General features: G+C 67.6%; 19 protein-coding genes. 6 read left to right on the top strand and 13 right to left on the bottom strand.

From position 1 onward, the window contains the following. Window positions 1-6 precede the first annotated feature (6 nt). From RAH40_RS12335 to RAH40_RS12320, 4 genes are all read right to left on the bottom strand, one after another. Window positions 7-1,563: an acyl-CoA carboxylase subunit beta gene (locus RAH40_RS12335; protein ID WP_306597841.1), complete on the bottom strand. Its 1,557-nt coding sequence runs from the start codon at window positions 1,561-1,563 to the stop codon at window positions 7-9. 204 nt (window positions 1,564-1,767) lie between these two features. Continuing rightward, window positions 1,768-2,907: an acyl-CoA dehydrogenase family protein gene (locus RAH40_RS12330; RefSeq protein WP_306597840.1), complete on the bottom strand. Its 1,140-nt coding sequence runs from the start codon at window positions 2,905-2,907 to the stop codon at window positions 1,768-1,770. A gap of 86 nt (window positions 2,908-2,993) precedes the next feature. Next, entirely contained in the window at window positions 2,994-6,107 is a 3,114-nt protein-coding gene (gene icmF / locus RAH40_RS12325) for a fused isobutyryl-CoA mutase/GTPase IcmF (RefSeq protein WP_306597839.1), read from the bottom strand. A gap of 104 nt (window positions 6,108-6,211) precedes the next feature. Beyond that, the gene (locus RAH40_RS12320) at window positions 6,212-9,106 is read right to left on the bottom strand and encodes an immunoglobulin domain-containing protein (protein WP_306597838.1); all 2,895 of its coding nucleotides are present in this window, start codon (window positions 9,104-9,106) and stop codon (window positions 6,212-6,214) included. 205 nt (window positions 9,107-9,311) lie between these two features. Between RAH40_RS12320 and RAH40_RS12315 the strand changes: the two genes are divergently transcribed. Continuing rightward, entirely contained in the window at window positions 9,312-9,890 is a 579-nt protein-coding gene (locus RAH40_RS12315) for an HD domain-containing protein (RefSeq protein WP_306597837.1), read from the top strand. Here RAH40_RS12315 and RAH40_RS12310 read toward each other — a convergent pair. After that, a complete protein-coding gene (locus tag RAH40_RS12310; RefSeq protein ID WP_306597836.1) occupies window positions 9,874-11,253 on the bottom strand; it encodes an MFS transporter in 1,380 nt (459 codons plus the stop codon). The genes RAH40_RS12315 and RAH40_RS12310 overlap by 17 nt on opposite strands. A gap of 125 nt (window positions 11,254-11,378) precedes the next feature. On the opposite strand from RAH40_RS12310, the gene RAH40_RS12305 reads away from it, so the two are divergent. Further along, window positions 11,379-12,341 carry a 4Fe-4S binding protein gene (locus RAH40_RS12305; protein WP_306597835.1) on the top strand — a complete coding sequence of 321 codons (963 nt, stop codon included), beginning with the start codon at window positions 11,379-11,381 and terminating at the stop codon, window positions 12,339-12,341. Window positions 12,342-12,588: 247 nt separating this feature from the next. Here RAH40_RS12305 and RAH40_RS12300 read toward each other — a convergent pair whose 3' ends face one another. The 8 genes from RAH40_RS12300 to RAH40_RS12265 all read right to left on the bottom strand — a co-directional run bounded on the left by RAH40_RS12300 (window position 12,589) and on the right by RAH40_RS12265 (window position 19,467). Next, window positions 12,589-12,759, bottom strand: a complete 171-nt coding sequence (locus RAH40_RS12300) for an OmpW family outer membrane protein (protein ID WP_306597834.1) — start codon at window positions 12,757-12,759, stop codon at window positions 12,589-12,591. Next, on the bottom strand, window positions 12,711-13,073 hold the full coding sequence (locus tag RAH40_RS12295) for an Rrf2 family transcriptional regulator (RefSeq protein WP_306597833.1): 363 nt from the start codon (window positions 13,071-13,073) through the stop codon (window positions 12,711-12,713). The genes RAH40_RS12300 and RAH40_RS12295 overlap by 49 nt, the downstream gene beginning before the upstream one ends. Before the next feature lie 188 nt (window positions 13,074-13,261). Continuing rightward, window positions 13,262-14,503: a hypothetical protein gene (locus tag RAH40_RS12290; protein WP_306597832.1), complete on the bottom strand. Its 1,242-nt coding sequence runs from the start codon at window positions 14,501-14,503 to the stop codon at window positions 13,262-13,264. 232 nt (window positions 14,504-14,735) lie between these two features. Beyond that, a complete protein-coding gene (locus tag RAH40_RS12285; protein WP_306597831.1) occupies window positions 14,736-16,490 on the bottom strand; it encodes a cytochrome c biogenesis protein in 1,755 nt (584 codons plus the stop codon). Beyond that, window positions 16,487-17,656 (bottom strand): cytochrome c biogenesis protein ResB, encoded by a 1,170-nt coding sequence (locus tag RAH40_RS12280; protein WP_306597830.1) that lies wholly within the window; start codon window positions 17,654-17,656, stop codon window positions 16,487-16,489. Before RAH40_RS12280 ends, RAH40_RS12285 begins: the two co-directional genes overlap by 4 nt. Next, window positions 17,649-18,266 carry a hypothetical protein gene (locus tag RAH40_RS12275; RefSeq protein ID WP_306597829.1) on the bottom strand — a complete coding sequence of 206 codons (618 nt, stop codon included), beginning with the start codon at window positions 18,264-18,266 and terminating at the stop codon, window positions 17,649-17,651. The genes RAH40_RS12280 and RAH40_RS12275 overlap by 8 nt, the downstream gene beginning before the upstream one ends. 83 nt (window positions 18,267-18,349) lie before the next feature. Beyond that, complete coding sequence (locus tag RAH40_RS12270) at window positions 18,350-18,760, bottom strand: hypothetical protein (RefSeq protein ID WP_306597828.1); 411 nt, start codon at window positions 18,758-18,760, stop codon at window positions 18,350-18,352. 173 nt (window positions 18,761-18,933) lie between these two features. Beyond that, a complete protein-coding gene (locus RAH40_RS12265; protein WP_306597827.1) occupies window positions 18,934-19,467 on the bottom strand; it encodes a DUF2871 family protein in 534 nt (177 codons plus the stop codon). A gap of 176 nt (window positions 19,468-19,643) precedes the next feature. Between RAH40_RS12265 and RAH40_RS12260 the strand changes: the two genes are divergently transcribed. The 4 genes from RAH40_RS12260 (at window position 19,644) to RAH40_RS12245 (ending at window position 22,528) form a co-directional block, all read left to right on the top strand. Continuing rightward, window positions 19,644-20,111 (top strand): Rrf2 family transcriptional regulator, encoded by a 468-nt coding sequence (locus tag RAH40_RS12260; protein ID WP_306597826.1) that lies wholly within the window; start codon window positions 19,644-19,646, stop codon window positions 20,109-20,111. Window positions 20,112-20,581: 470 nt separating this feature from the next. Next, a complete protein-coding gene (locus tag RAH40_RS12255; RefSeq protein WP_306597825.1) occupies window positions 20,582-20,779 on the top strand; it encodes a hypothetical protein in 198 nt (65 codons plus the stop codon). A 16-nt stretch (window positions 20,780-20,795) separates the two neighbouring features. Beyond that, a complete protein-coding gene (locus RAH40_RS12250; protein WP_306597824.1) occupies window positions 20,796-21,242 on the top strand; it encodes a ubiquinol-cytochrome c reductase iron-sulfur subunit in 447 nt (148 codons plus the stop codon). Beyond that, window positions 21,239-22,528: a cytochrome b N-terminal domain-containing protein gene (locus RAH40_RS12245; RefSeq protein ID WP_306597823.1), complete on the top strand. Its 1,290-nt coding sequence runs from the start codon at window positions 21,239-21,241 to the stop codon at window positions 22,526-22,528. The genes RAH40_RS12250 and RAH40_RS12245 overlap by 4 nt, the downstream gene beginning before the upstream one ends. Window positions 22,529-22,530: the final 2 nt, after the last annotated feature.

Genomic DNA, 22,530 nt, shown 5'->3' with positions numbered 1-22,530 from the left:
GAGTCCTCAAAGCGGCAGGTTGCCGTGCTTCCGGGGCGGGTTGCTGACGCGCTTGTTCCTGCACATCTCCAGGGCGCGGATGAGGACGGGCCGGGTGTTCATGGGATCGATGACCTCGTCCACGTAGCCCATCTCGGCCGCGTTGTAGGGGTTGGCGAACTTGTCGCGGTAGTCGTCCAGCAGGGCCGTGCGGGTGCGCTCGGGGTCCCGGGACGTGTCCAGCTCCTTGCGGTGGATGATGTTGACGGCGCCCTCGGGGCCCATGACGGCGATCTCGGCGGTGGGCCAGGCGATGGCGTAGTCGCAGCGGATGTTCTTGGCGTTCATCACGCAGTAGGCGCCGCCGTAGGCCTTGCGGGTGATCACGGTGAGCCGGGGCACCGTGGCCTCGGTGATGGCGTAGAGGAGCTTGGCGCCGTGCTTGATGATGCCGCCCAGCTCCTGGTCCACCCCGGGCAGGAAGCCCGGCACGTCCTCGAAGAAGATCAGCGGGATGTTGAAGCAGTCGCAGAACCGCACGAAGCGCGCCCCCTTGAGGGAGGAGTCCACGTCCAGGGCCCCGGCCAGGTGATTGGGCTGGTTGGCCACGATGCCCACGGGCCTGCCGTTGAGCCGGGCGAAGCCGATGACCAGGTTCTTCGCGAAGTGCTCCTGCACCTCGAAGAAGTAGCCGTCGTCCACCACCGCATGGAAGATGTCCTTCATGTCGTAGGGCAGGTTGGCGGAGTCGGGCACCAGGGTGCGCAGCGTGACCTCGGTGCGGTTGGGATCGTCGGTGCAGGCCCGCGCCGGCGGGTCGTCCTGGTTGTTGAGGGGCACGAAGCTCATGAGCTCGCGGATCATGAGCAGGCATTCCTCGTCGTCCGCGCACGCGAAGTGGGCGCAGCCGGAGCGGGCGTTGTGGGTCATGGCCCCGCCCAGGGCCTCCTTGGTGACCTCCTCGTGGGTGACCGCCTTGATGACGTCGGGCCCCGTGATGAACATGTAGGACGTGTCCTTGACCATGAAGACGAAGTCCGTGATGGCCGGGGAGTAGACCGCGCCGCCGGCGCAGGGCCCCATGATGGCCGAGATCTGGGGCACCACCCCGGAGCTCAGCACGTTGCGGGTGAAGATGTCCGAATAGCCCGCCAGGGACTGGACCCCCTCCTGGATGCGCGCGCCCCCCGAGTCGTTGAGCCCGATGACCGGGGCCCCGTTGCGGGTGGCCATGTCCATGATCTTGCAGATCTTCTCCGCGTAGGCCTTGGAGAGCGAGCCGCCGAAGACCGTGAAGTCCTGGGCGAAGACGTACACCAGGCGCCCGTCGATCTGTCCGAAGCCCGTGACCACGCCGTCGCCGGGGATCTTCATCTTCTCCATGCCGAAGTTGTCGCAGCGGTGCAGGACGAACTTGTCGATCTCCGTGAAGGAGCCCTCGTCGAGGAGGATGGCGATGCGCTCCCGGGCCGTGAGCCGGCCGGACTCGTGGTGCCTGGCGATCTTGTCCGCGCCGCCGCCCTTTTCTGCCTCCTCGTGCTTGGACTTCAGCAGTCTCAGCTTCGCGTCCTGTCCGGTGGTCATTGGCCCTCCCGTGATGATTTCATTTCTTTTCCCTTCTCGGCGATCCTCGGCAACCCCGGCGCCTCGGCGATAGGCTTTTCATATGATGCTGCGGGGCAACGGGTCGCTGCGCCGAAGCAACCGGCGAAAAGCCTATCGCCGAGGCGCCGGGGTTGCCGAGGATCGCCGAGAAAAGAAGCCTTCATCCAAATAGATCCCCATGTTTTACAGCAATTTGGCAATCGTCTGCAGCTGCATGAACGTCGTGCCTTCGTAGATCTTTCCGATCTTGCTGTCCCGGAAATACTTCTCGGCCGGGTAGTCCTTGGTGAAGCCGTAGCCGCCAAAGAGTTCCAGGCACTCGCTGGACACCCATTCCGCCACCTGGCTCGTGAAGTACTTGGCCATGGCGGCCTCCCGGATGAAAGGGAGACCCGCGTCCTTCATGCGGGCGGCGTTGTAGGTCATGAGGCGCGCGGCCTCCACGCGGCTGGCGCACTCGGCCAGGCGCATCTGGACGGCCTGGAAGCTGAAGATGGGCTTGCCGAACTGCCGGCGCTCCTTCGTGTAGGCCAGGGCGTGGGCCAGGGCGCCTTCGGCCAGGCCCAGCATCTGGGCGGCGATGCCGATGCGGCCCTCGTTGAGGGTCTCGATGGCCACCTTGTAGCCCTTGCCGACTTCGCCGAGCACCTGGTCCGGCCCCACCTGGACGTCGGCCAGGCTCAGCTCGCAGGTGGAGCTGGCGCGGATGCCCAGCTTGTTCTCCTTTTTGGAGACCGAGAAGCCCGGCATGCCGCGCTCCACGATGAAGGCGGTGATGCCCTTGTAGCCCGCCGCGGGGTCCACCGTGGCGAAGACCACGAAGATCCCCGCCTCCTGGGCGCTGGTGATGAAGAGCTTGCTGCCGTTGAGCAGGAACCCGCCGGCGTTGGGCGTGGCCCGGGTGGCCAGGGCGAAGGCGTCCGAGCCCGAGCCCGCCTCGGACAGGGCGTAGGCGCCCACGGTGTCCTTGCAGAGCCGGGGCAGGTACTTCTTCTTCTGGGCCTCGCTGCCCCAGCGCATGAAGCAGTTGTCCACGAGGGTGTTCTGCACGTCCACCAGCACGCCCACGGAGGCGTCGACCTTGCTGAGCTCCTCGATGACGAGGATGGCGTTGAAGAAGGTGGAACCGGCGCCGCCGTATTCCTCGGGCACCTCGATGCCCATGATGTCCAGGCCGAAGAACTTCTTCACCAGGTCCGGGCGCATCTCCTGCTGCTCGTCCATGGCGTCGCGCAGGGGTTCGATCTCGTTCTTCGCGAAGTCGGCTACCAGTTCCTGGAAGGCGAGTTCCTCCTCGCCAAGCTGGGTCAGGGGCATGCTCATTCTTAGCTCCGGTGGGTATCGGGTATGGGGATGGTGATGAAGTTGAACATGATTCGGGACGGTGGGGGTAATGATGAATTGGAAGGTCACATGGAGCGCCGGTATTTTCCTCCCATCTCGTAGAGCACGGAAGTGATCTGGCCCAGGCTCGCCACCCGGACCGTGTCCATGAGGACGTCGAAGAGGTTGCCCCCCCGGCGCACCTGGTCCCGGAGGCGCTCCAGGGCCGGGCCCGCCTCGGCGGCGTGGAGCTCCTGGAAGGCGCGCAGCGCCCGGAGGCGGTCGTCCTTCTCCTCCGGCGTGGCCCGGCTCACGGGGCGGGGCTCGGCCCCGGGCTCCTCCTCGCGCACGAAGGTGTTGACCCCCACCACCGGGAGCTCCCCGGAGTGCTTGCGGGTCTCGTACAGGAGGGACTGCTCCTGGATGCGGAAGCGCTGGTACTGGGTCTCCATGGCCCGCAGGACCCCGCCCCGGCCGTTGAGGCGGCTGAACTCCTCCAGCACGGCCTCCTCCACCTCGTCCGTAAGGTGGCTGAAGAAGTAGGAGCCCTGCAGGGCGTTCTCGTTCCAGTAGACGCCCCACTCCTTGGTCAGGATGAGCTGGATGGCCATGGCAAGGCGCACCGACTCCTCGGTGGGGGTCGTGAGGGCTTCGTCGTAAGCATTGGTATGTAGAGAGTTGCAGTTGTCCAGCAGGGCCGTGAGGGCCTGGAGGGTGGTGCGGATGTCGTTGAACTTCATCTCCTTCAGGTGCAGGGAGCGCCCGGAGGTCTGGATGTGGTACTTGAGCTTCTGGTTCTTGTCGCTGGCGCCGTAGACGTCCCGCAGGGCGATGGCCCAGATGCGCCGGGCCACCCGGCCCAGGACGGAGTATTCCGGGTCCAGCCCCGAGCTGAAGAAGAAGGAGAGGCTCGGCGCGATGTCGTCGATGGCCATGCCGCGGCTCAGGTAGTACTCCACCAGGGTGAAGCCGTTGGCCAGGGTGAAGGCCAGCTGGGCGACGGGATTGGCCCCGGCCTCGGCGATGTGGTAGCCCGAGACGCTCACCGAGTAGTAGTTCCGCATGCCGTGCGCGATGAGGAAGGCCTGCATGTCGCCCATCATGCGAAGGGCGAACTCGATGGAGAAGATGCAGGTGTTCTGGGCCTGGTCCTCCTTGAGGATGTCGGCCTGGACGGTGCCCCTCAGGTTGCGCAGGGTGGTCTCCCGGTCGATGCCCTTCTCGAGCTGCTGGTCGATGGCCGCGTTGAAGAACATGGCCAGGATGACCGGCGCCGGACCGTTGATGGTCATGGAGACCGAGGTGTTCGGGTCGCACAGGTCGAAGCCCCGGAAGAGGGTCTTCATGTCGTCGAGGGTGGCGATGCTGACGCCGGATTCCCCCACCTTCCCGTAGATGTCGGGGCGCTCGTGGGGGTCCTCGCCATAGAGCGTCACGGAGTCGAAGGCGGTGGACAGGCGCCTGGAGGCATCCCCCTGGCAGAGGAAATGGAACCTCCGGTTGGTGCGCTCCGGGCCCCCCTCGCCCGCGAACTGGCGCTTGGGATCCTCGTCGGTGCGGCGGAAGGGGAAGGCTCCGGCCGTGTAGGGGAAGCTCCCGGGCACGTTCTCCTGCCGGAGGAACCGGATGATGTCCCCGGCCCGGTCCGTGCGCGGCAGCTCCACCTTGCGCACCTGGGTGCCCGACAGGGACGTGACGGTCAGGGGCACGTGGACGTCCCGGTCCCGCACCCGGTAGGTGAAGGTCTCCCCGGCGTAGGCCGCCTTGAGGCGGCTCCACCGCTCCAGCAGCGCGACGCCCTCCCCCAGGTCCTTCCTGGCCCTGGCCGCCTCGGCCTTCAGGGCCTCGGGGGCCTCGGCCATGGCCGCGCAGGCGCCTTCGAGCGCCTGGAGACGGTCCGCGCGGGCTGCGAGGCCCTCGGTGTGGTGCCGGTAGTCCCTCACCGCCTTCACGATCTCCTGGAGGTACTTGCCCCTTTCGAAGGGCACGATGGGCGCCGCCCTTTCGCAGGAGAACGCCGCGGGCCCCGGGTCCGGCAAGGCCGATTGCAGGTCGAGCCCGAAGGCCTCCCGCAGGTGGGCCAGAAGGTCCAGGTAGAACCGGTCCACCCCGGCGTCGTTGAAGTGGCCGGCGGCGGTGCCGTACACCGGGAGCCGGTCGTCGGGAACCGAGGCGGGGATGTTCCGGTTGCGCCGCACCTGCCGGCGCACCGCCTGCAGGGCGTCCTCGGCCCGCTTGTCCTCGTACTTGTTGATCACCACCAGCCGGGCGTAGTCCAGCATGTTGATCTTCTCGAGCTGCGTGCCCGCGCCGAACTCGCTGGTCATGACGTAGACCGGCACGTCGGCCATCTCCAGGATCTCGGTGTCGCCCTGGCCGATGCCGCTGGTCTCCACCAGGATCAGGTCCGCCCAGCCCTTCAGGAGGCCGGCCCCGGCGCGCACCATGGCCGAGCTGTCCCCGGAGGCCGCCACGCTGCGGAAGAAGACCCGGTCGCTGGCGGTGGACCCCATGCGCAGGCGGTCTCCCAGCAGGGCGCCGCCCGAGGCCTTGCGGGTGGGGTCGATGGCCAGCACCGCCACCTTCAGGGCGGGGAAGTCCAGGAGGAGCCGGCGCACCAGCTCGTCGGCGAGGGAGCTCTTGCCGGCCCCGCCGGTGCCGGTCAGGCCCACCACCGGGACCCGGGGCGCTTCGCCCTCCGGGGCGGCACCGGCCAGGGCCGCGGTGAGGCGCCATGAGAGCGCGAGCCGCTCCCCGGGGGCGGCCGACGGGCCGCGGCCCTTCCGGGCGCGCGCCAAGAGATCGGCGATCATGCCCTCCACCCCCAGCAGCATCCCGTCGTCGGGGGTGTAGATCTTCTCCACGCCGGAGGCCTCCAGGGTCTGGGCCTCTTCGGGCATGATCACGCCGCCGCCCCCGCCGAAGACCTTGATGTGGCCGGCGCCCATGGCCCGCAGGCTCGCTGCCAGGTAGGTGAAGAACTCCATGTGGCCGCCCTGGTAGGAGGACACGCACACGGCGTCGGCGTCCTCCTCCACCGCGGCCTTGGCGATCTCCGCCACGCTCCGGTTGTGCCCCAGGTGGACGACCTGGGCGCCCTGGGCCACCAGGAGGCGCCGCACGAGGTTGATGGCGGCGTCGTGGCCATCGAACAGGGCGGCGGCGGTGACGATCCTCAAGGGCTGGCTGGATCCACTCATGTACTCTCCGGAAGGGCGGGTTTTGAGCGAGATGGGTTCTCATTCTCGCTCAAAACCCGACACGGCCTTCCGGAATATTTATGGGTCCATAACCTGGACGGAGGTCAAGGGGTGTAGGTCCGGACCACCTGCGCCGAGTTTCCGGACGCGTCCACCAGGGCCAGGGTCCAGGTGCACGGGACCCGCGCCGTCAGGCCTCCGGTGACGGTGTTGGCGGAGTCGCCGGGATCCACGGACCAGTCGAGGGTGGTGGTGGTGGAAGGGAGTCCGGTGACGGTCCAGGAAACCCCACTGCCTTTCAGGGTGAAGTCGTAGTGGTAGGACGGGGGGGGCGCCAGCGGCGCCGCCCAGGCGAAGGCCGGTTCCAGGTCGCCGGGGGAGCCGGCGCCCTGGAGATCGGGCGCCTGCAGCTCCGGGAAGGCATCGAGGACGCCGGTGACCTGGACCGTGAGGGTCTCGGTGGTGCCATCGTAGAAATTGACGACGATCGTGTAGGCGTCCCCTGCGGTGGGCCGGGCCGTGGGGGTGGCCTCGAAGGTCAGCACGGAGCCGCCGTTGCCGGCGCCGAGGCTCGCGGGCATGGGCAGATTGGGGCCCGAGGAGAGCTGGGCCGAAGCCACATGGTTGGCGCCGTCGCGCACGGTGAAGAGGAGAGTGCAGGTCTCCGTGTCCCCGTACCTGGCGTGGCGCGTGGTGACCGCCGCGGTGCAGGAGGCCGAGGGCAGGACCAGGGCCTGGTCCCGCAGGTCCGAGGCGACGACGGCGGGGAGGGTCCGGGCGGGATCCCCGAGGGAGAGGAGGCCGTTCAGGTCCTGGTCCAGGAAGGCCACCAGCTCGAAGGCGCCCGGGGTGGAGGCGGGGACGCCGCTGACCGCGAAGGCCTGGGGGCTCGCGGGGGCCTGGATCCGGGTCATCCAGGCCCGGCCCGTCGCGGGGTCCCGCAGGCCCACCAGGAGCGGGCCTTCGGGGGGCGTGGCGAAGCTCACCGTGCCCGAGGCGGAGAAGGCGCCCGTGCCGGCCCCCACCGTCACTGCCCTGGAAGCGGACCAGGCCGTGGCGGAGGCGACTCCCAGGCCCCTCATGCGGACGTGATAGGTCGTGCCGTTGACGAGCGAGTCGCCCGAGAGCACCACGAGGTGCGCGGGGGAGGGCGTCACCCGCCGCGTCCCCGAAAGGGAGGCGAAGGCGGGGTCGGTGCTCCAGTCCAGCTGGTAGGACCTGGGCTGTTCGACGCCCCCGGAGGTGACGGGCCGGTAGTCGATGACGGCTCCGGAATCCATGGCGCTCACCGAGAAGGCGGGGGCGGCCAGGGCGGACAGGTCCGGGACGGCGGGCGCCAGGGGCAGGGTGAGGCCTGTCACGTTCGCCGCGGCCACGGTGACGGGTGCGGCCAGGGTTCCGGACGGGTCGTGGGCGTTCACCGTGCCCTTGTCGAAGAGGTCGGCGCGGCCCGAAAGGGTGTAGGTGCCCGGCGGCACCCCCCTGAAGGCGAAGGCGTGCCCACCGGCCAGGTCCAGGTGGGCCTCGCCCAGGGCGAAGCCCTCCCCGGCGGGCCGGAGGGTCAGGTAGATGGTGCCGGAATCGGGGTCGGAATTCGTGATGACGCCGGAGACGGTGTAGCCCAGGGTGGCCGTGAAGCTGGCCTCCACATCGCCGGCGACGACCGTGACGGGCCGGGAGGTGGGCGCGAAGACCGAGGAGAAGGCGGGGATGGAGGGCGTGAGGGTGTAGGAGCCGGGGGGCACGTGGGAGAGGGTGTAGACTCCGCTGGAGTCCGTGGTGGCGGTCCTGGCCGGGTTCGTGTCGAGGGTGAGGACGGCCCCCGTGACGCCGGCGCCCCCGGCCGTCACGGTGCCGGACACCGTGTAGCCCGCGGCGACCTGGACGATGGCCTTCTGGCTTTCGGTGGACCCCGCTCCGTTGGTCACGGTCACCGTGTAGCTGCCGCTGTCCTCCGCGGTGGCCCTGTCGACGGTGTAGCTGGCGGCGGTGGCCCCGGGCAGAGCCTCGCCATTCCTGTTCCACTGGTAGGCGAGGAGGTTGGGCAGCCCCACGGCCTCGACCGAGAGGGTGAACGCCGTCCCCGCCGGAAGGCTCCGGCCCAGGGGCTGGGTGGTGATCACCGGGACGCTCGTGACGTTCAGGGCGGCCGGGGCGCTGGTGACGGACGTTCCCGCGCAGGAGACGGTGACGGTGAAGAGGTCCCCGTTCATGGCGATGGTGCTGGCGGGGATGGTCCAGGAGGCCGAGGTGGCGCCGACGATGGGCGTGCCGTTGCGGTTCCACTGGTAGGCGAGCGGATTGCCCTCCGCCTCCACCCGGAAGGTGGCCGGGGCGGGGGAGAGGACGTTCTCGGTCGCGGGCTGGACCTTGATGGTGGGGCCGTAGGCCACGGTGAGGACAGCCGGAGAGCTGGTGACCGAACCGGAGGGGCTGGTCACCTCCACGGTGTATCTGGCATCGGTCATCTCCCGGGTCGCGGCGGACGTGGTGTACGTGGCTGCCGTGGCATCGTCGAGGGCCGAGCCGTCCCTGGACCACCTGTAGGTGAGCCCGCCGGCTCCCGCCGCCGCGACGGTGAAGGTGGCCCTTTCGCCCACCCGCACGGTGATGGCCGCGGGCTGGGCGGTGACGACCGGGGGGCCGGTCACCGTGAGGACGGCCGGAGCGCTGGTGACCGACCCGAGGCTGTTGGTGGCGACCAGGGCATAGGCCCTGCCGGTCATGCTCGAGTCGGTGCCGGGCGTCGTGTAGGTGTTCGAGGTGGCCCCCGGGATGGGGACTCCGTCCAGGGTCCACTGGTAGGTCGGGGCGGGGTTGCCCGAAACCGTGGCGGCGAAGGTGGCGGAGGCGGGGGCCTTGACGGCCTGGTCCTGGGGCTGGGAGGTGACCAGGGGTTCCAGGGGCGTGAGCGGCACGTCCGTGCGGCCCCCGCCGCAGTGGATCAGGAGTCCCAGGAGCAGCGCCGTCAGGAAACGCGTCTCAAATGCATTAAGCATAAATCTCCGATGGTGCTGACCCGCCGGGATCCCTGGTTTCAGGGTTCGACATGCTGGTAAATGCATTATTATTAAGCATGCACGGCCTGGGTGGGTACGGTGCTGTCCTGAAATCTGGGTCATCAAGGGATCAAATCAATATAAAAATTTTGTACACTTCTTCAAGCGAACCCCCCAGCATACTGGAAGCATCCCCGGAGTCCCCATGGCGTTCCCCCTTGGCCCGCGGTTCCAGGAGGCCCTGGCCTTCGCCGCCCAGGTGCACACCGGCCAGTACCGGAAGGGGACCGCGATCCCCTACGTCTCCCACGTGCTGGCGGCGACCGCGACGGTCCTGGAGCACGGCGCGGACGAGGAGGTGGCCATCGCGTGCCTTCTCCACGATGCGGTGGAGGACGGCGGGGGGCTGCCGGTACTGGAGGAGATCCGGACCCGGTTCGGCCCCCGGGTGGCCGACCTGGTGCTGGAGTGCACCGACGCCACGGTCACCCCCAAGCCCCCCTGGCGGGCGCGCAAGGAGGCCTACCTGGCGCACCTGGCGGTGGCCAGCGCCGGGGCCCGGCTCATCGTCCTGGGGGACAAGCTGCACAACGCCTCGTCCCTGGTGCGGGACCTGCGCGCGGCCGGGTCCGCGCTCTGGGACCGCTTCAACGCGGGCCCCGGGGAGACGGCGTGGTACTACCGGAGCGTGGTGGAGATCCTGGGGGAGAAGGGCCGGACGCCGCTCCTGGACCAGCTGGATGCCGTGGTGGGGGAGCTGGAGAAGGCTATCCTTGGCGCTTGAGCCAGGCGTTGTAGGCGTACATGCTCGCCGCGCTGCACAGGCCGATGCCCGTGAGGATCACCCACCCGGTGGCCGCGGCCCTGGGGTCCAGCTTGAGCAGGCCGCTGGGGAGCTTCGTGGCACCCTTGCACATGACCGCATTGAAGAGCCAGGCCCCCGCGGGCCCGCCGACGAGGGCGCCCACCGCCATGGGGATGTTGGCGTAGCCCAGGAAGAGCCCCTCCTGGCCCTTGGGGGCGAGGGAGCCGATGTACTCGTAGAGGCGGGAGGACGCGAACAGCTCGCCGAAGGCGATCAGCGCCACCGTCAGGACGATGAAGAGGGAGCCCAGCGGGAGCAGGTCCATCATCCGCAGTCCCACGCCGCCGGCCATGTAGAGCGGCGCGATGTTGATGAGCATGGAGAACCCGATGATCACCGTGCCCACGATGATGGACTTGATGGGGGGCAGCTTGCCGAAGGCCATGGTGATCAGCAGCTGGCAGGTGACGATGACGAAGGGGTTGGCCATGGTGTAGATGTCCATGGCCGGGGTCAGTTCGACGGTGCGCTTCACGTAGAGCGGCAGGAGGTTGTACACCTGGTTGTAGATGAAGTAGAAGCCGCTCGATACCAGCAGGAACATGGCGAAGCGGCCGCTGCCCAGCACCTTGACCATGCCCAGGAGGATCTCGGCCATGGACCGGGCGGGCTTCCTTTCCGTGTTGCCCATCTCCACGTCGGGGTCCTTGTACACCAGGAGCACCACGAAGAAGGCCACCGCGGCCGCGGCCATGGACACCGCGAAGATCGCGCTCAGGTCGAAGCGGCGGCGGAAGAAGAACGCCACGCCCCGGCCCACCAGGCTGCCCACGTTGATGATCATGTAGAAGATGGCGAAGCCCAGGGTCTTGCGGGCGCCGGCGGTCTTCTGGACCGTGCCGGCGATGCAGGGCTTCACGATGCTTCCGCCCAGGCCGATCATGACCACGCCGCCGACGATGGGCACGGCAGTGCGCCAGCCCACGGTCACCTCGGAGGAGAACACGGAGGCCAGCTTCGCCCCCCCGAACCACACCGGATAGCCCATGAGGAAGTAGGCGATGGCCAGCAGCACGAAGGCCACCAGCAGGGACCTCCTGAAGCCGTACTGGTCCGCCAGGGAGCCCGAGAGGATGGGCAGGAAGTACACCAGGAACCACAGCACGGAGCTGTTCAGGAAGCTGGGCCAGTAGGCCCCGAAGCCCAGCTGGCCCAGATAGAGGACCACGAAGCTGGCCATGGCGTAGTAGGCGGCGCGCTCGCAGAGCTCGGTGCCGTTGGCGGTCCAGAAGCTGCTCGGGAATCCAGGCTGCGCGCCGCCCCGGGGGCTGTCGTTGGTCATCGGTCTCTCCATGTCTGCATCGGAAAGCTTGGCATGGAGCGGCTCCGGGGAGAAGCGGCGTGGCGAAGATCACAAATCGGATCAACTAGTCCGAAATCGGCCCGGGGCGATGCTAGCCTCGAAGCATGAAGAAGCGTCCCTTCCCCCTGCGCGCCGCGGTGCAGGCCGCGTTCCTGGCCCTGTGCGCCTGGATCGGGGTCGAGTTCGCGCTCTTCATGCACGGCCGCGGGGCCCATCCGCCCGGGGCGGAGGGGTTCCTGCCCATCAGCGCGCTGCTGAGCCTCAAGTTCTGGGCCGCCACCGGCCGCATCTGCGAGCTCCATCCGGCGGGCCTGTTCATCTTCCTGGCCATCCTGGCCCTGGGCCTGTTCCTGAAGAAGGCCTTCTGCAGCTGGCTGTGCCCCGTGGGGACCCTCAGCGAGGTCCTGTGGCGCCTGGGGGCAAGGCTCTTCGGGCGGAACTTCGAGCCGCCCCGGTGGCTGGACTACCCCCTGCGCTCCCTGAAGTACCTGGTCCTGCTCTTTTTCCTCTGGGCCGCCTGGAAGATGGACGGGCCCGCCCTGCAGGGCTTCCTCTACAGCCCCTTCAACGCGGCGGCGGACCTGCGCATGTACCTCTTCTTCGCCCGCATCTCCGGCACGGCCCTGGCGGTCGTGCTCGTCCTGGCCGCCCTATCCCTGGCGGTGAAGAACGTCTGGTGCCGCTACCTCTGCCCCTACGGAGCCCTGCTGGGCCTGCTGAGCCTGGCGAGCCCGCTGCGCATCACCCGGTCCAAAGCCACCTGCATCGACTGCAAGCTCTGCACGAAGGCCTGCCCCTCGCGGATCCAGGTGCACGAGGCCACCCGGGTGGGGAGCGACGAGTGCACCGGCTGCTACCGGTGCGTGGAGGCCTGCCCCGTGAAGGACACGCTGGAGATGCGCGCCCCGGGCGGCAAGGCCGTGCCCAGGGCGGTGTTCGCGGCGCTGGTGGCGGGGCTCTTCCTGGCCGTGACGGGCCTGGCCATGCTCACGGGCCACTGGCGGAACGTCCTCACGGCCGAGGACTACCAGGAACTGATCCGCATGCAGGACAGGCCCGCCGAGTAGGCTGGGCCCTGCAGGCAAACCCGCCAGGCCTTATCCTGCCCTTTCCCTTCAATCCGATTCATCCCTGTTCCAGCAGGGCCAGCCAGGGATGAGAAGGCGCGCAAGCTACCTGCTATTGCCGACCCAATCCTGCACTCGCCCTGCTGAAACAGGGATGAACCGGATCCAGGGGATGGAAGGGGATCTTTCTGCTTTGGACTGCCCCCTTCATCCTGTATCGAGGAAGCCCCTGGCTAGCCGGCAGCCCCTAGAACCGGTAGCCCACGCCCACGCCGATGAGCATGGGATCGAGCTGCACGGCCGAGACCTTGGCGCCGTTCGCGGCGAGCTTCACGTCCGAGCCGAGCTTGGCGTACTTGACGTCGAGGTTCAGGGCAGCACGGTGGTGGCGTGGCCCCAGGCGCGCTGAACGGTGCACCCCGGACCGAAGACGCAGGGTTCGCCCCCGTTCAGGCAGTCGTTGAGCGCGACGCCCCCCTCCAGGGCCTCCAGGAGGTCCAGGAGGGAGATCTCCGAGGCGGGGCGGGCGAGGCTGACGCCGCCGAGGGTGCCCCGGGTGGTCTGAAGGATGCCCGCCTGGATGAGGAGGGCGATGAGCCTCCGGGTGAAGGGGGCGGGCAGCAGGCGGGTCCTGGCGATCTCCGGAATGGAGACCCGGGTTCCGGGCTCGAGGCAGGCCAGGTGTAGAACGAGCCGCGCCGCGTAGTCCGTCTGGCGGGAAATGCCGATCATGGGGTCTTTCGGTTGCTTGATGACCAATGTTACCTATTGGGTCACATATGTCAAGACCAGGCGACATCGACCTGATTCTCCTTGGGAACCACGAGCCCTCCTGGGAAATTTCCCCATTATGCCTATGCCGGGACGTTCCGGGCCGGGTAATTTCGGATCGGTCCTTCGATAATCCGGGCGAGCGAGTCTCAGTCGCCGAAGACCTGATCCGCCGCCACGGCGTCGTTGAAGGAGGTGAGCTTCGCCAGCTCCTTGCCGGGGAAGCGGCAGCGCCAGATCTCCGAGGCCTCGCCCACGCGGTTGCGCACGAACAGGACCGAGGCCTGGTCCGGGGCCACCACGAACTCCCGGATGCTCTGGCCGTCAAGCACCCGCACGGGCTGGCCGGAGGGAAGGTCCACGCGGTAGAGGGGGTAGCGGCCCTTCTCCTGGACGGTGAACCACAGGGACCTGCCGTCCGCCGACCACTGGAAGGCCTCGATGGGGTTGTCCAGGGCCTCGGTGAGGTTCCGGAAGGCCTTGGCGGAGCGGTCGTAGACGCCGAGTCGGAAGCGGTCGGATTCGAACCCGGGGACCTTCTGGAACTTGTAGGCGATCCAGCGCCCGTCCGGCGAATAGCGCGGGGCGCCGTCGGCCGCGGGGTTGGCGCCAGTGATGCAGAGGGGCGTGCGGTCACCGTCCAGGCGGATGAGGAAGAGGTCGACGTTGGTGGACCGGGCCGGTTCCGGGCCGTTGGGGGTGGCCACGCAGACCTCCCGGCCGTCGGGAGCGACGTCGTAGCTCTGGTCGTAGCCCGGGAAATCCCGCGGGCCTGAGGTGAGCGCCGTCACGGCCCCGCCGTCGGCGGGGGCCTTGAACAGGTGGGTGTACTGGAAGTCCCGGTACGAGGTCCAGTGGCGGTAGAGCAGTCCGTCGGCCAGGTGGGCCTGCACGGGCCCCTTCTCCAGCTTTTCGGCCATGGCCTTGTTCCGGGCCTCGTCCGCCAGGGCCTCCGGGAAGACGGTGGACTGGAAGAAGACGGTCTTCCCCACCACCTGGGGGTCCGCGATGCCCGGGCCGAACGCGGTGACCTGCTTCGCCTCCCCGCCGGCCATGTCCAGGCGCCACAGCTGGGAGCCCTCCTCCCGGTTGGAGAGGAAGGTGAAGGACCGGCCATCCGCCGACCAGCGGGGCCAGGTGTCCGACGTGCCCGCGAAGGTCAGCTGCCGCACGGCACCGCCGCGCAGATCGGCCATCCACACGTGGGTGGCCCGGGTGGACCTGCGCAGGTCCTGGGAGGAGACTTCGAAGAGGAGCTTGGAGCCGTCCGGCGAGAGGGCGAGGTGGGCCACATCCTTGAGGCGGTAGAGATCCTCGATGGCGAAGGCCCGGGGCGCGGCAGCCAGCGCGGGGCAGAGGAGGAGGGGCAGGACGCGGCGGAGGATGTTCACGGGACTCCCAGAAAGGCTCTAGGTTAAGATTCTTGAAACTCCAGTGCAGACACAAGGGAAAGGTGGGTGCGGTCCATGGCCAGATGCGCGTTCCTCTTGATCTGCATGGCGATTCAGCTTCTTCCGGAGCCTGGGCGGGGGGAGCTGAGGCCCGGCGGACCGCGGGGGCGATGCCTTCCTCGAAAAAAAATCGCGGCCCCCGCAGGGGCCGCGTGACCGTGGGTGCCTTGCATCAGGCCTTGGCGCCCACGTGGAAGGTATCCGGCAGCAGGCACATCCCGATCAGCACCAGCTGGCTTCCGATGAACAGGAACAGCCACAGGAAGGCCGCGTCGGTGAACCCGTAGGAGTGGAGCCCCACGCCCAGCATGTTCACCCCGAACCAGGAGAGGCTGGTGATGATGTTGCCGAAGATGGCGCAGGCCATGAGGCCCTTCTCCTTGATGTAGCCGGCCCAGCGCGCGTGGAGGATGACGGCGTTCCACAGCACGATCAGCAGCGCGCCGTTCTCCTTGGGATCCCAGCCCCAGAACCGGCCCCAGGACTGGTCGGCCCAGATCCCGCCCAGCACCGTGCCCACGAAGCTGAAGAGCAGGGCGAAGCAGATGATGCCGTAGGTCATGTCCACGAGGACCTTGGTGGTGGCCTCGTCGCGGTTCCTGCCGAAGAGCTTGCGCAGGGTGAAGGCGATGGCGATGGCGCCGGCCAGGAAGGTGGCGCTGTAGCCGATGGTGATGGTCACCACGTGCGTGGCCAGCCAGAAGTTGGAGTCCAGCACGGCGCGCATCATCTCCATGGTGTCGCCTTCCATGGCGAGGTGGTGGGCGATGATCAGCGAGACGAAGCCGGAGGCCGCGCCCACCGCGGTGGCGAAGCCCCGGCGGTACATCCGCTCCAGGACGATGGCCAGGATCACCGCGCCCCAGCCCACGAACACGGCCGAGGAGTAGAGGTTGGTGACCGGGGGACGGCCCTGCAGGATGATGCGGGAGGCCAGGCCCAGGGTGTGGATGATGGCGGCGCCCCACAGGAAGGAGAAGGCCCCCTCCTGGAAGAACTCCCGCCGGCCCAGCCAGGAGAAGAAGATCCCGCCCAGCGCCAGGAGGTAGAAGACCATGCCGATGTAGAAGGGCTCCACCCGGTTGAAGAGCAGCTCGGAGCCCGCGCGGCTGAGGGCCTCGGGGCGGGCGGCGCTCACCTGGCGCTTGAGGTCGTCGGTGGCGGCGTTGAACGAGGCCGCGTCGCCCACCGTGTAGGCGGCGCCGGCCCGGGCCAGGGGCACCAGGGCGGGGTGCATGGAGCCGGCGGCGGCGTTGTCCAGGGCCGTGCCCACGGAAATCCACGCGTCGGGATCCTGCCCGGCCAGGGGGGCCAGGGGCTTGAACTGCGCCAGCTCCGCAAGGGCCCTGTGGCGCGCCGGGGCGTCGGGGGTCTGGAGCGTCTGGAGCTCCATGAAGAGCCCCGGGGTGTCCATGAGCTGCATGGAGTTGCGCAGGCCGTGGTACTTCTCGAGCCGGCCGTAGAGCTTGACCACCGCGGCCTGGAAGCGGGAGCGCTTGATGGCCTCGATGCCCATGGCGGTCTGGGCCTGCTTGACGATCTCGTCGAGGTGGGGGCCGAGGGTGGCGAAGCTGAAGCGCCGCTGGTTGCTCTGGGCCATGCCCATGAGACCCAGCACGTCGGGATCGTCGATGCTGAAGATGGGCTGCTGGTCGGCCACGGCGGGGCGGAACATGACGTCCAGGATCCACTCGTCGGGGCTGAGCGTGCGGTTCTCGAAGCGGACGGTCTGCCGCTCCTGGATGACCAGGATGGCGTTGCGCGCCACCGAGTCCAGGGGCTTGACGCGACCGCCCTCGAGCACCGGCATGCGGCAGAACTTCTCGATCTCCATGCCGCGCACGGGGCGCGGCGGCATCATGACGAAAAGGGCGGCCGCGAGGGTGAGGACCGCGGGCAGCCACTTGGCGAGGCGGTTGAGGTTCATGCCGTCACCTCCTGGGTTTCATTGCGCTTTTTCGTGGAGCGCCGGAGGGTGATCCCGAAGTGGATGAGCAGGCCCAGGGTGATGAGCGTGCAGGAGATGTAGGGGAGCAGCCACCCGGGGTTCTTCACCACCTGGAGGATGCTCAGCTGGTCCCCCTTGCCGAAGCTGGCCTGGTAGAAGGCCCGGCCGTCGTAGCGCAGGGGCTGGTTCATGGAGATGAGCACGTCCCGCTCCTCGCCCCGGGCGGGATCGGAAATGTGGACCAGGCTGGAGAAGTTCTTCGGGATCTGGGTTCCGGGGTAGAGGTCGTGGCTGAACTTCTTGAGCGTGATGGAGTAGGGCAGGTAGTAGCGCCGGTTGTGGATGCCCAGGGTGTAGGTGCGCCCTTCGTGGATGAAGCTCTGGGGCGCGCCGATGCCGTTGGAGGCCAGCCAGGTGCCGTAGCTGTGCCCACCGGCCATGGGCTCGACGACGGCGGTGACCATGTTGACCTCGGTCTCCGTGGCGGCCAGGGGCGCCTCGGTGACCTTGACGCCCGTGCCGACGCCCTGGGTGGCCAGGGGCGGGGGATCGCCCGGGCCCAGGCGGGTCAGGTTCGCGTTGGGGAAGAACTTCTTCACCCGGATGGTCAGGGGCGTGCCGGGCAGGGCCACGTCCCGGCCCTTGGCCAGGAGGCTCTCCGGCACCCCGTAGGCCTGGGGCTGCCCGGGATCGGTGACGTCGGTGACGGTCAGCTCGAAGTCCCGGGGGCTCTCCAGCCAGTTCACGGTCTGACCGGTCTCGATGGACATGTTCGTCTCCACCTGGAAGGCGCCGGTGGAGAACTCCCCGGCCACCAGGAGGATCAGGCCGCCGTGGGCCAGCCAGAGCCCGCACTTCGACCAGTTGGGCTCCAGGCGCTTGAAGCCCGCCACGGAGAGGTTGAACAGGAGCACCAGGCCCACCAGGGCTCCGCCCGGGAAGATGGGCAGGGGGAAGGGCAGTCCCGGGAAGTAGCGCCAGACCAGGAAGGAACGCATGTACACCTTGACGGCGCCGAAGGTTCCCAGGTCGGTCTGGGCCAGGGTGCAGAGCACGACCAGGGCCATCAGGAGCACCAGGGAGACGATGGTGACCTGCATGGACGCCAGGCCGTTCCAGAAGCGGAGGGCGTATGTCTTAATCAAGGTGGAGGGTCTCCAGGTAGCGCATGAAGTCGGGCTTGGCCTTGGCCACGGGTACCGCGTCGCCCACGAGCTTGAGGAACCAGGTGCTGCCGTCCTTGGTGGTGAGGGAGCCCGTGATCATACGGGTCTGGGCCTGCCCCTGGCTGGCGAAGTCGAAGACCGCCACCGAGCCGGCCTTGCTCTTGACGGTCTGGCGGGAGGCCGCCAGGGCTTTCTCGTCCAGGGGTTCCAGGCCGATCTGCCCGCGCCAGCGGTTCACGTTGGCCAGTTCACCCCCCGCCTGGCCCGGAAGGCACACGACGGACAGCTCGATCTTGCCCGGGCCGGGCGGGTTGAGGGTCGCGAAGCGCATGCCGCTGCCCGGGGTCTCGGTCCAGCCCTTGGGAAGGGTCCAGTGGAGGGGGCTGGCGGGCGCCGGCGGTGGGGCCACGTCCCCGGACATCCCCGGGGGCATGCCGCTCGGTGTCGCGGCGGGCATTGGCGAAGCGGGCGCGGCGGGAACCGGGGCCGAGCGGCTCACCTGGTCCCGGTCGCAGCCGGTGAGAAGGATCGCGCAGGCAGCCAGCGCAGCGCAGGCGCCGGATGGCAGCCTCAGGGAAGGGGTTGGCATGGTGACATCTCCAAGGAAACGACCTCGGGTCCAAGCATAACCGGACCGGTCCTATATCCGACGCATATGCTCTGGATTGTGACTCAGATCTTCTCGGCGATCTTCAGGACGGCGTCGCTCAGCTGCACCTTGGCCGTCTTCAGGTTGGCGGTGTTCAGGATGAGCTTGGGCCGGCCGCCGTCCTCCACGATGAGGACGGAGGCGCTGGTGGCCAGGTCCCGCCGGTTCGTGATGACCAGGCGGCCGAACTGCTTCATGGTCTTGGCGATATTGGGATTGGTCACCCAGCAGATTTGAGCCGAGGAATCCACCACGATCCCCTGGGCCTCCAGGGCGGTCTTCAGGGCGGCGTCCTCGCAGGCGATCTTGTTGGTGCCGCTGGAGGCGATGATGGCTTTCAGGAACTTGGCTTCCACTTCAGGCGTCAGGTCCGCGCGCACCGCGAGGGTGGCCACGGATGCGGCGGCGAGGAGGAACGTCTTGGAGTAGCTCATGGATTCCTTTCGTGGGGACGCGCGGTACGGACCCTTCACGCCAGTTCGGCAGACTTGCCCTTACCCCGGTCGCGGGAACCTTCCCTCCTCGAGAGCTAGGGTTGGTCAGAACTATTTTAATTAATCGGAGAAATGGGAACAATCTTTTTGTTCTGCCTGCTTTTTCACAGGCTCTAAGCTTGGGTTTTTCCCAGGTTCCTCCACAGCGCCACCAGGAGGATCCCCAGGCCCAGGCCCATCAGGCCATGGGCGAGGCCGTAGGCGCCGGCCCGCAGGGCGTGGCTTGAAGACATGAATCGATCATTCAGCAAGGCGAAATCATGTGCTCCGTGCCGGACGCCCAGCACGAAGTGGTAGCCCTTGACCAGCATGAGCCCGACGGTGAGCACGGCGCCGGGGAGGTACAGGGCGGACGTCCAATCGAGGGAGCGCTTGGAGACCGTTCCCGCCCCCAAAGCGAGCGACAGGTGAAGCATCCAGGCGAAGGCGAGGGGCAGGAGGACCCCCACCAGGAAGGCATGCCCATGGACCAGCGCCAGGGTGAGGAGGAACTCCAGGTGGGCCCCGGCGGGAACTTCTGGGGAGATGAGGACCTTCCGGCCGGACTCCTGGAAGGAGATCCCGGCCAGGAGGGCCACCACGATCATGATCAGGGCGAAGCGCAGCTGGGTGCGGTAGAACCGCTGGTAGTGGCCGGGGATGTTCACGGGATCTCCTGGGTTGGTCCGCGTCTCCAGACGGGCCCTACCCGGATTCTGGGGGAGCAAGTGACGAAGATCAAGGTTCCCGGCAGGGTTCCGTTGGATACTGATGCCGTGTTCTTTCCGCCCCCGGCCGGGGGCGGATGTCTGGTTTTCCCGCACTATCTTCCTCCTGGTGGCCCATGCTCGGGATTTCGCGACAGACCGATTACGCCGTGCGGGTGGTGCTGCACCTGGCTTGCCTCGAGAAGGGGGCGCAGGTGTCCATCGCGGAGATCTCGGAATCCAGGGCCCTGCCCATGCCCTTCGTGCGGCGCCTCATCAAGCCCCTGGTGACCCGGGGCATCCTCGTTTCGGCCCGGGGCTCCTCGGGCGGCATCCGCCTCGCCAGGCCCGCCGGCGAGATCTCGCTGCTGGACGTGGTGCAGGCCATGGAGGGCGGCATGGCCCTCAACCACTGCGCCGACGCCGACAAGGGCTGCCCCCTCTCCCACAGCTGCCCGGTGCAGTCCGTGTGGGTGGGCGCCACCAGCGTCCTCGAACGCCACCTGGACCAGGTCCACTTCGACTCGCTGGCCCTCGGGCCGCAGGGGCACGTGGTGGCCCACCAGCGCATGCACAGCGCCTCCGCGGCGGTCGGCCTCGTCTAGCGCAGGCCTCGTCGAATCCCTTCGAATCGCACCGCAAGCCGGCCGGCTTGGCCGATGCGATTCCGCCAATCCGGCCGGCCCGAACCAGGTCTGCCGCGGCGAAGGACCCGGCCCGCCGGAGGCCTGCGCGCGCGCATCCCAGGCATGGAATCCAAGTCAAGTAATCAGGCAATCTGGTCGGATATCGGATCGCCCGGAAACGGAACTGAAAATGAGTCTCAAAGATAAAAACAGCCTCAAAATCGGACGATTCTGAGGTAGATTTTGAATTTTTATTTATTCTAATAACACGACTTATATAAAACGTTACCAAAAACATCACAAATATGACAAAAGGGTCTTGTGAACTAGCAGACGTTTCACGCAGGATAGGACATCGCAATCGTGAGGTTACTGATGGAGTGCTGGTCCCTGACCGGATACGCCGCAACCTTCACCGCGGGGTCACCTTTCCCGCGGGGAGGCACGCCATGGAAATGACGTGGATCTCCATCGCCGCGAGCCTCGCGATGGGACTCGCCGCGGCCTTCCTCTTCGTCTTCGCGGTCAAGCGCGGCTGGTTCAAGGACATCGAGGACGCGAAATACCAGGTCTTCTGGTCGGACAGGAAAGATTCCACGGATTCAACTAGGGAGGCTGTTGATGGCAGTCAATCTGAAAAGAAGTAGCGGGGGAGGCACCCAGGTGGCGGTTTCGCGCCGGAGGATGCTGGCCTGGATCACCGGCACGGGCCTGGTCGGCTCGGGCGTCCTGAGCGCCGTCTCCAACTTCGTGTTCATCAAGCCCAGGGCCACCTACGGCCAGCCGCAGCGGTTCAGCATCGGCAAGCCCGACGACTTTCCGGCGGGCACCCGCATCGCCCTGGAGGCCCGTCGCATCTGCGTCGTGCGCGAAGGCAACAAGCTCGCGGCCCTGAGCACCACCTGCACCCACCTGGGCTGCATCGTGGGCCTGGCCGACACGGGCTTCGCCTGCCCCTGCCACGGATCGCGGTTCGATTCCGACGGCACGGTCACCGGCGGCCCCGCCCCGCGCGCGCTTCCCTGGTACAAGATCACGCTGGCCCCCAACGGCGAGATCGAAGTGGACAAGGACACCGAGATCACCCCCGGGAGCTACCTGACCCTATGAGCAAAGAGACGGCAAGCCCCTCCCTCCTGACCGCGGTGAAGGAACTGCCGGGGAACGTGTGGAAGTCGATCTTCCGCAATCCCCTGCCCACCAACGACCTGGAACGTTCCAGCACCAGCTTCACCAACTTCTTCCTGCACATCCACCCGGTGAAGGTGCACAAGAACACCCTTCGGCCCCTCTATACCCTGGGCCTCGGCCTGGTCTCGTTCTTCCTCTTCGTGATCCTGGTCATCACCGGGATCCTCCTGATGTTCTACTACGTCCCCAGCACGACCCAGGCCTACGACCGGATGCTTGACCTGCGCGGATCCGTCGCCTTCGGGACCATCCTTCGCAACATGCACCGCTGGTCCGCCCACGGCATGGTCGCGGTGGTGGTCATGCACCTGTGCCGGGTGTTCCTCACGGGCTCCTACAAGAAGCCCCGGGAGTTCAACTGGGTGCTGGGCGTCGTCCTGCTGCTGCTGACCCTGCTCATGAGCTTCACGGGGTACCTGCTCCCCTGGGACCAGCTGGCCTTCTGGGCCATCACCGTGGGCACCGCCATCGCCGGCTACGCTCCCGTCATCGGCAAGGACATCCAGTTCCTGCTCATGGGGGGATCCACCGTGGGCCAGGAGGCGCTGCTGCGCTTCTATGTCCTCCACGTGGCCGTGCTCCCCGCCGTGCTGACCATGGCCATCGCGATCCACTTCTGGCGCATCCGCAAGGATGGCGGCCTCTCCCGGCCCGCCGACGCCGACCCCACCCCGCCCATGGAGATGATGGCCGCCATGACGGACCCCAAGCCCTCCCTCCTGGAGGGCAAGAAGACCTACGGCCTCCAGGGCCTGGTGCGCGGGCCCCTGACCAAGGTGAACAACATCCCGGACAACACGGTCTTCTCCTGGCCGAACCTCTTCATGTCCGAGCTTTTCGTGTTCGTCATGACCCTCGCGGTGATCCTGGTGCTCGCGCTGCTCTTCAACGCGCCGCTGGAGGAGCCTGTCAACGTCATGCATCCGCCCAACCCCGCCAAGGCGCCCTGGTACTTCCTGGGCCTCCAGGAGATGGTGTCCTACTCGGCGTTCTGGGGCGGCATCGGGGTTCCGGGCATCTTCGTGGGGCTGCTGCTGCTCACGCCCTACCTGGACCGCTCCCCCAAGGGCGTGGGCGTGTGGTTCTCCAAGGACCGCCTCCTGGCCAACACCATCTTCCTGACCTTCCTCCTGGCGAACGTCATCTTCGTCATCATCGGAACGTTCTTCCGCGGTCCCAACTGGGCCTTCGTTACCCCTTGGTGAGG

The sequence above is a fragment of the Geothrix sp. 21YS21S-2 genome, from assembly GCF_030846775.1.
Taxonomy (GTDB): domain Bacteria; phylum Acidobacteriota; class Holophagae; order Holophagales; family Holophagaceae; genus Mesoterricola.
This window is presented reverse-complemented; position numbering and strand designations above follow the sequence as displayed.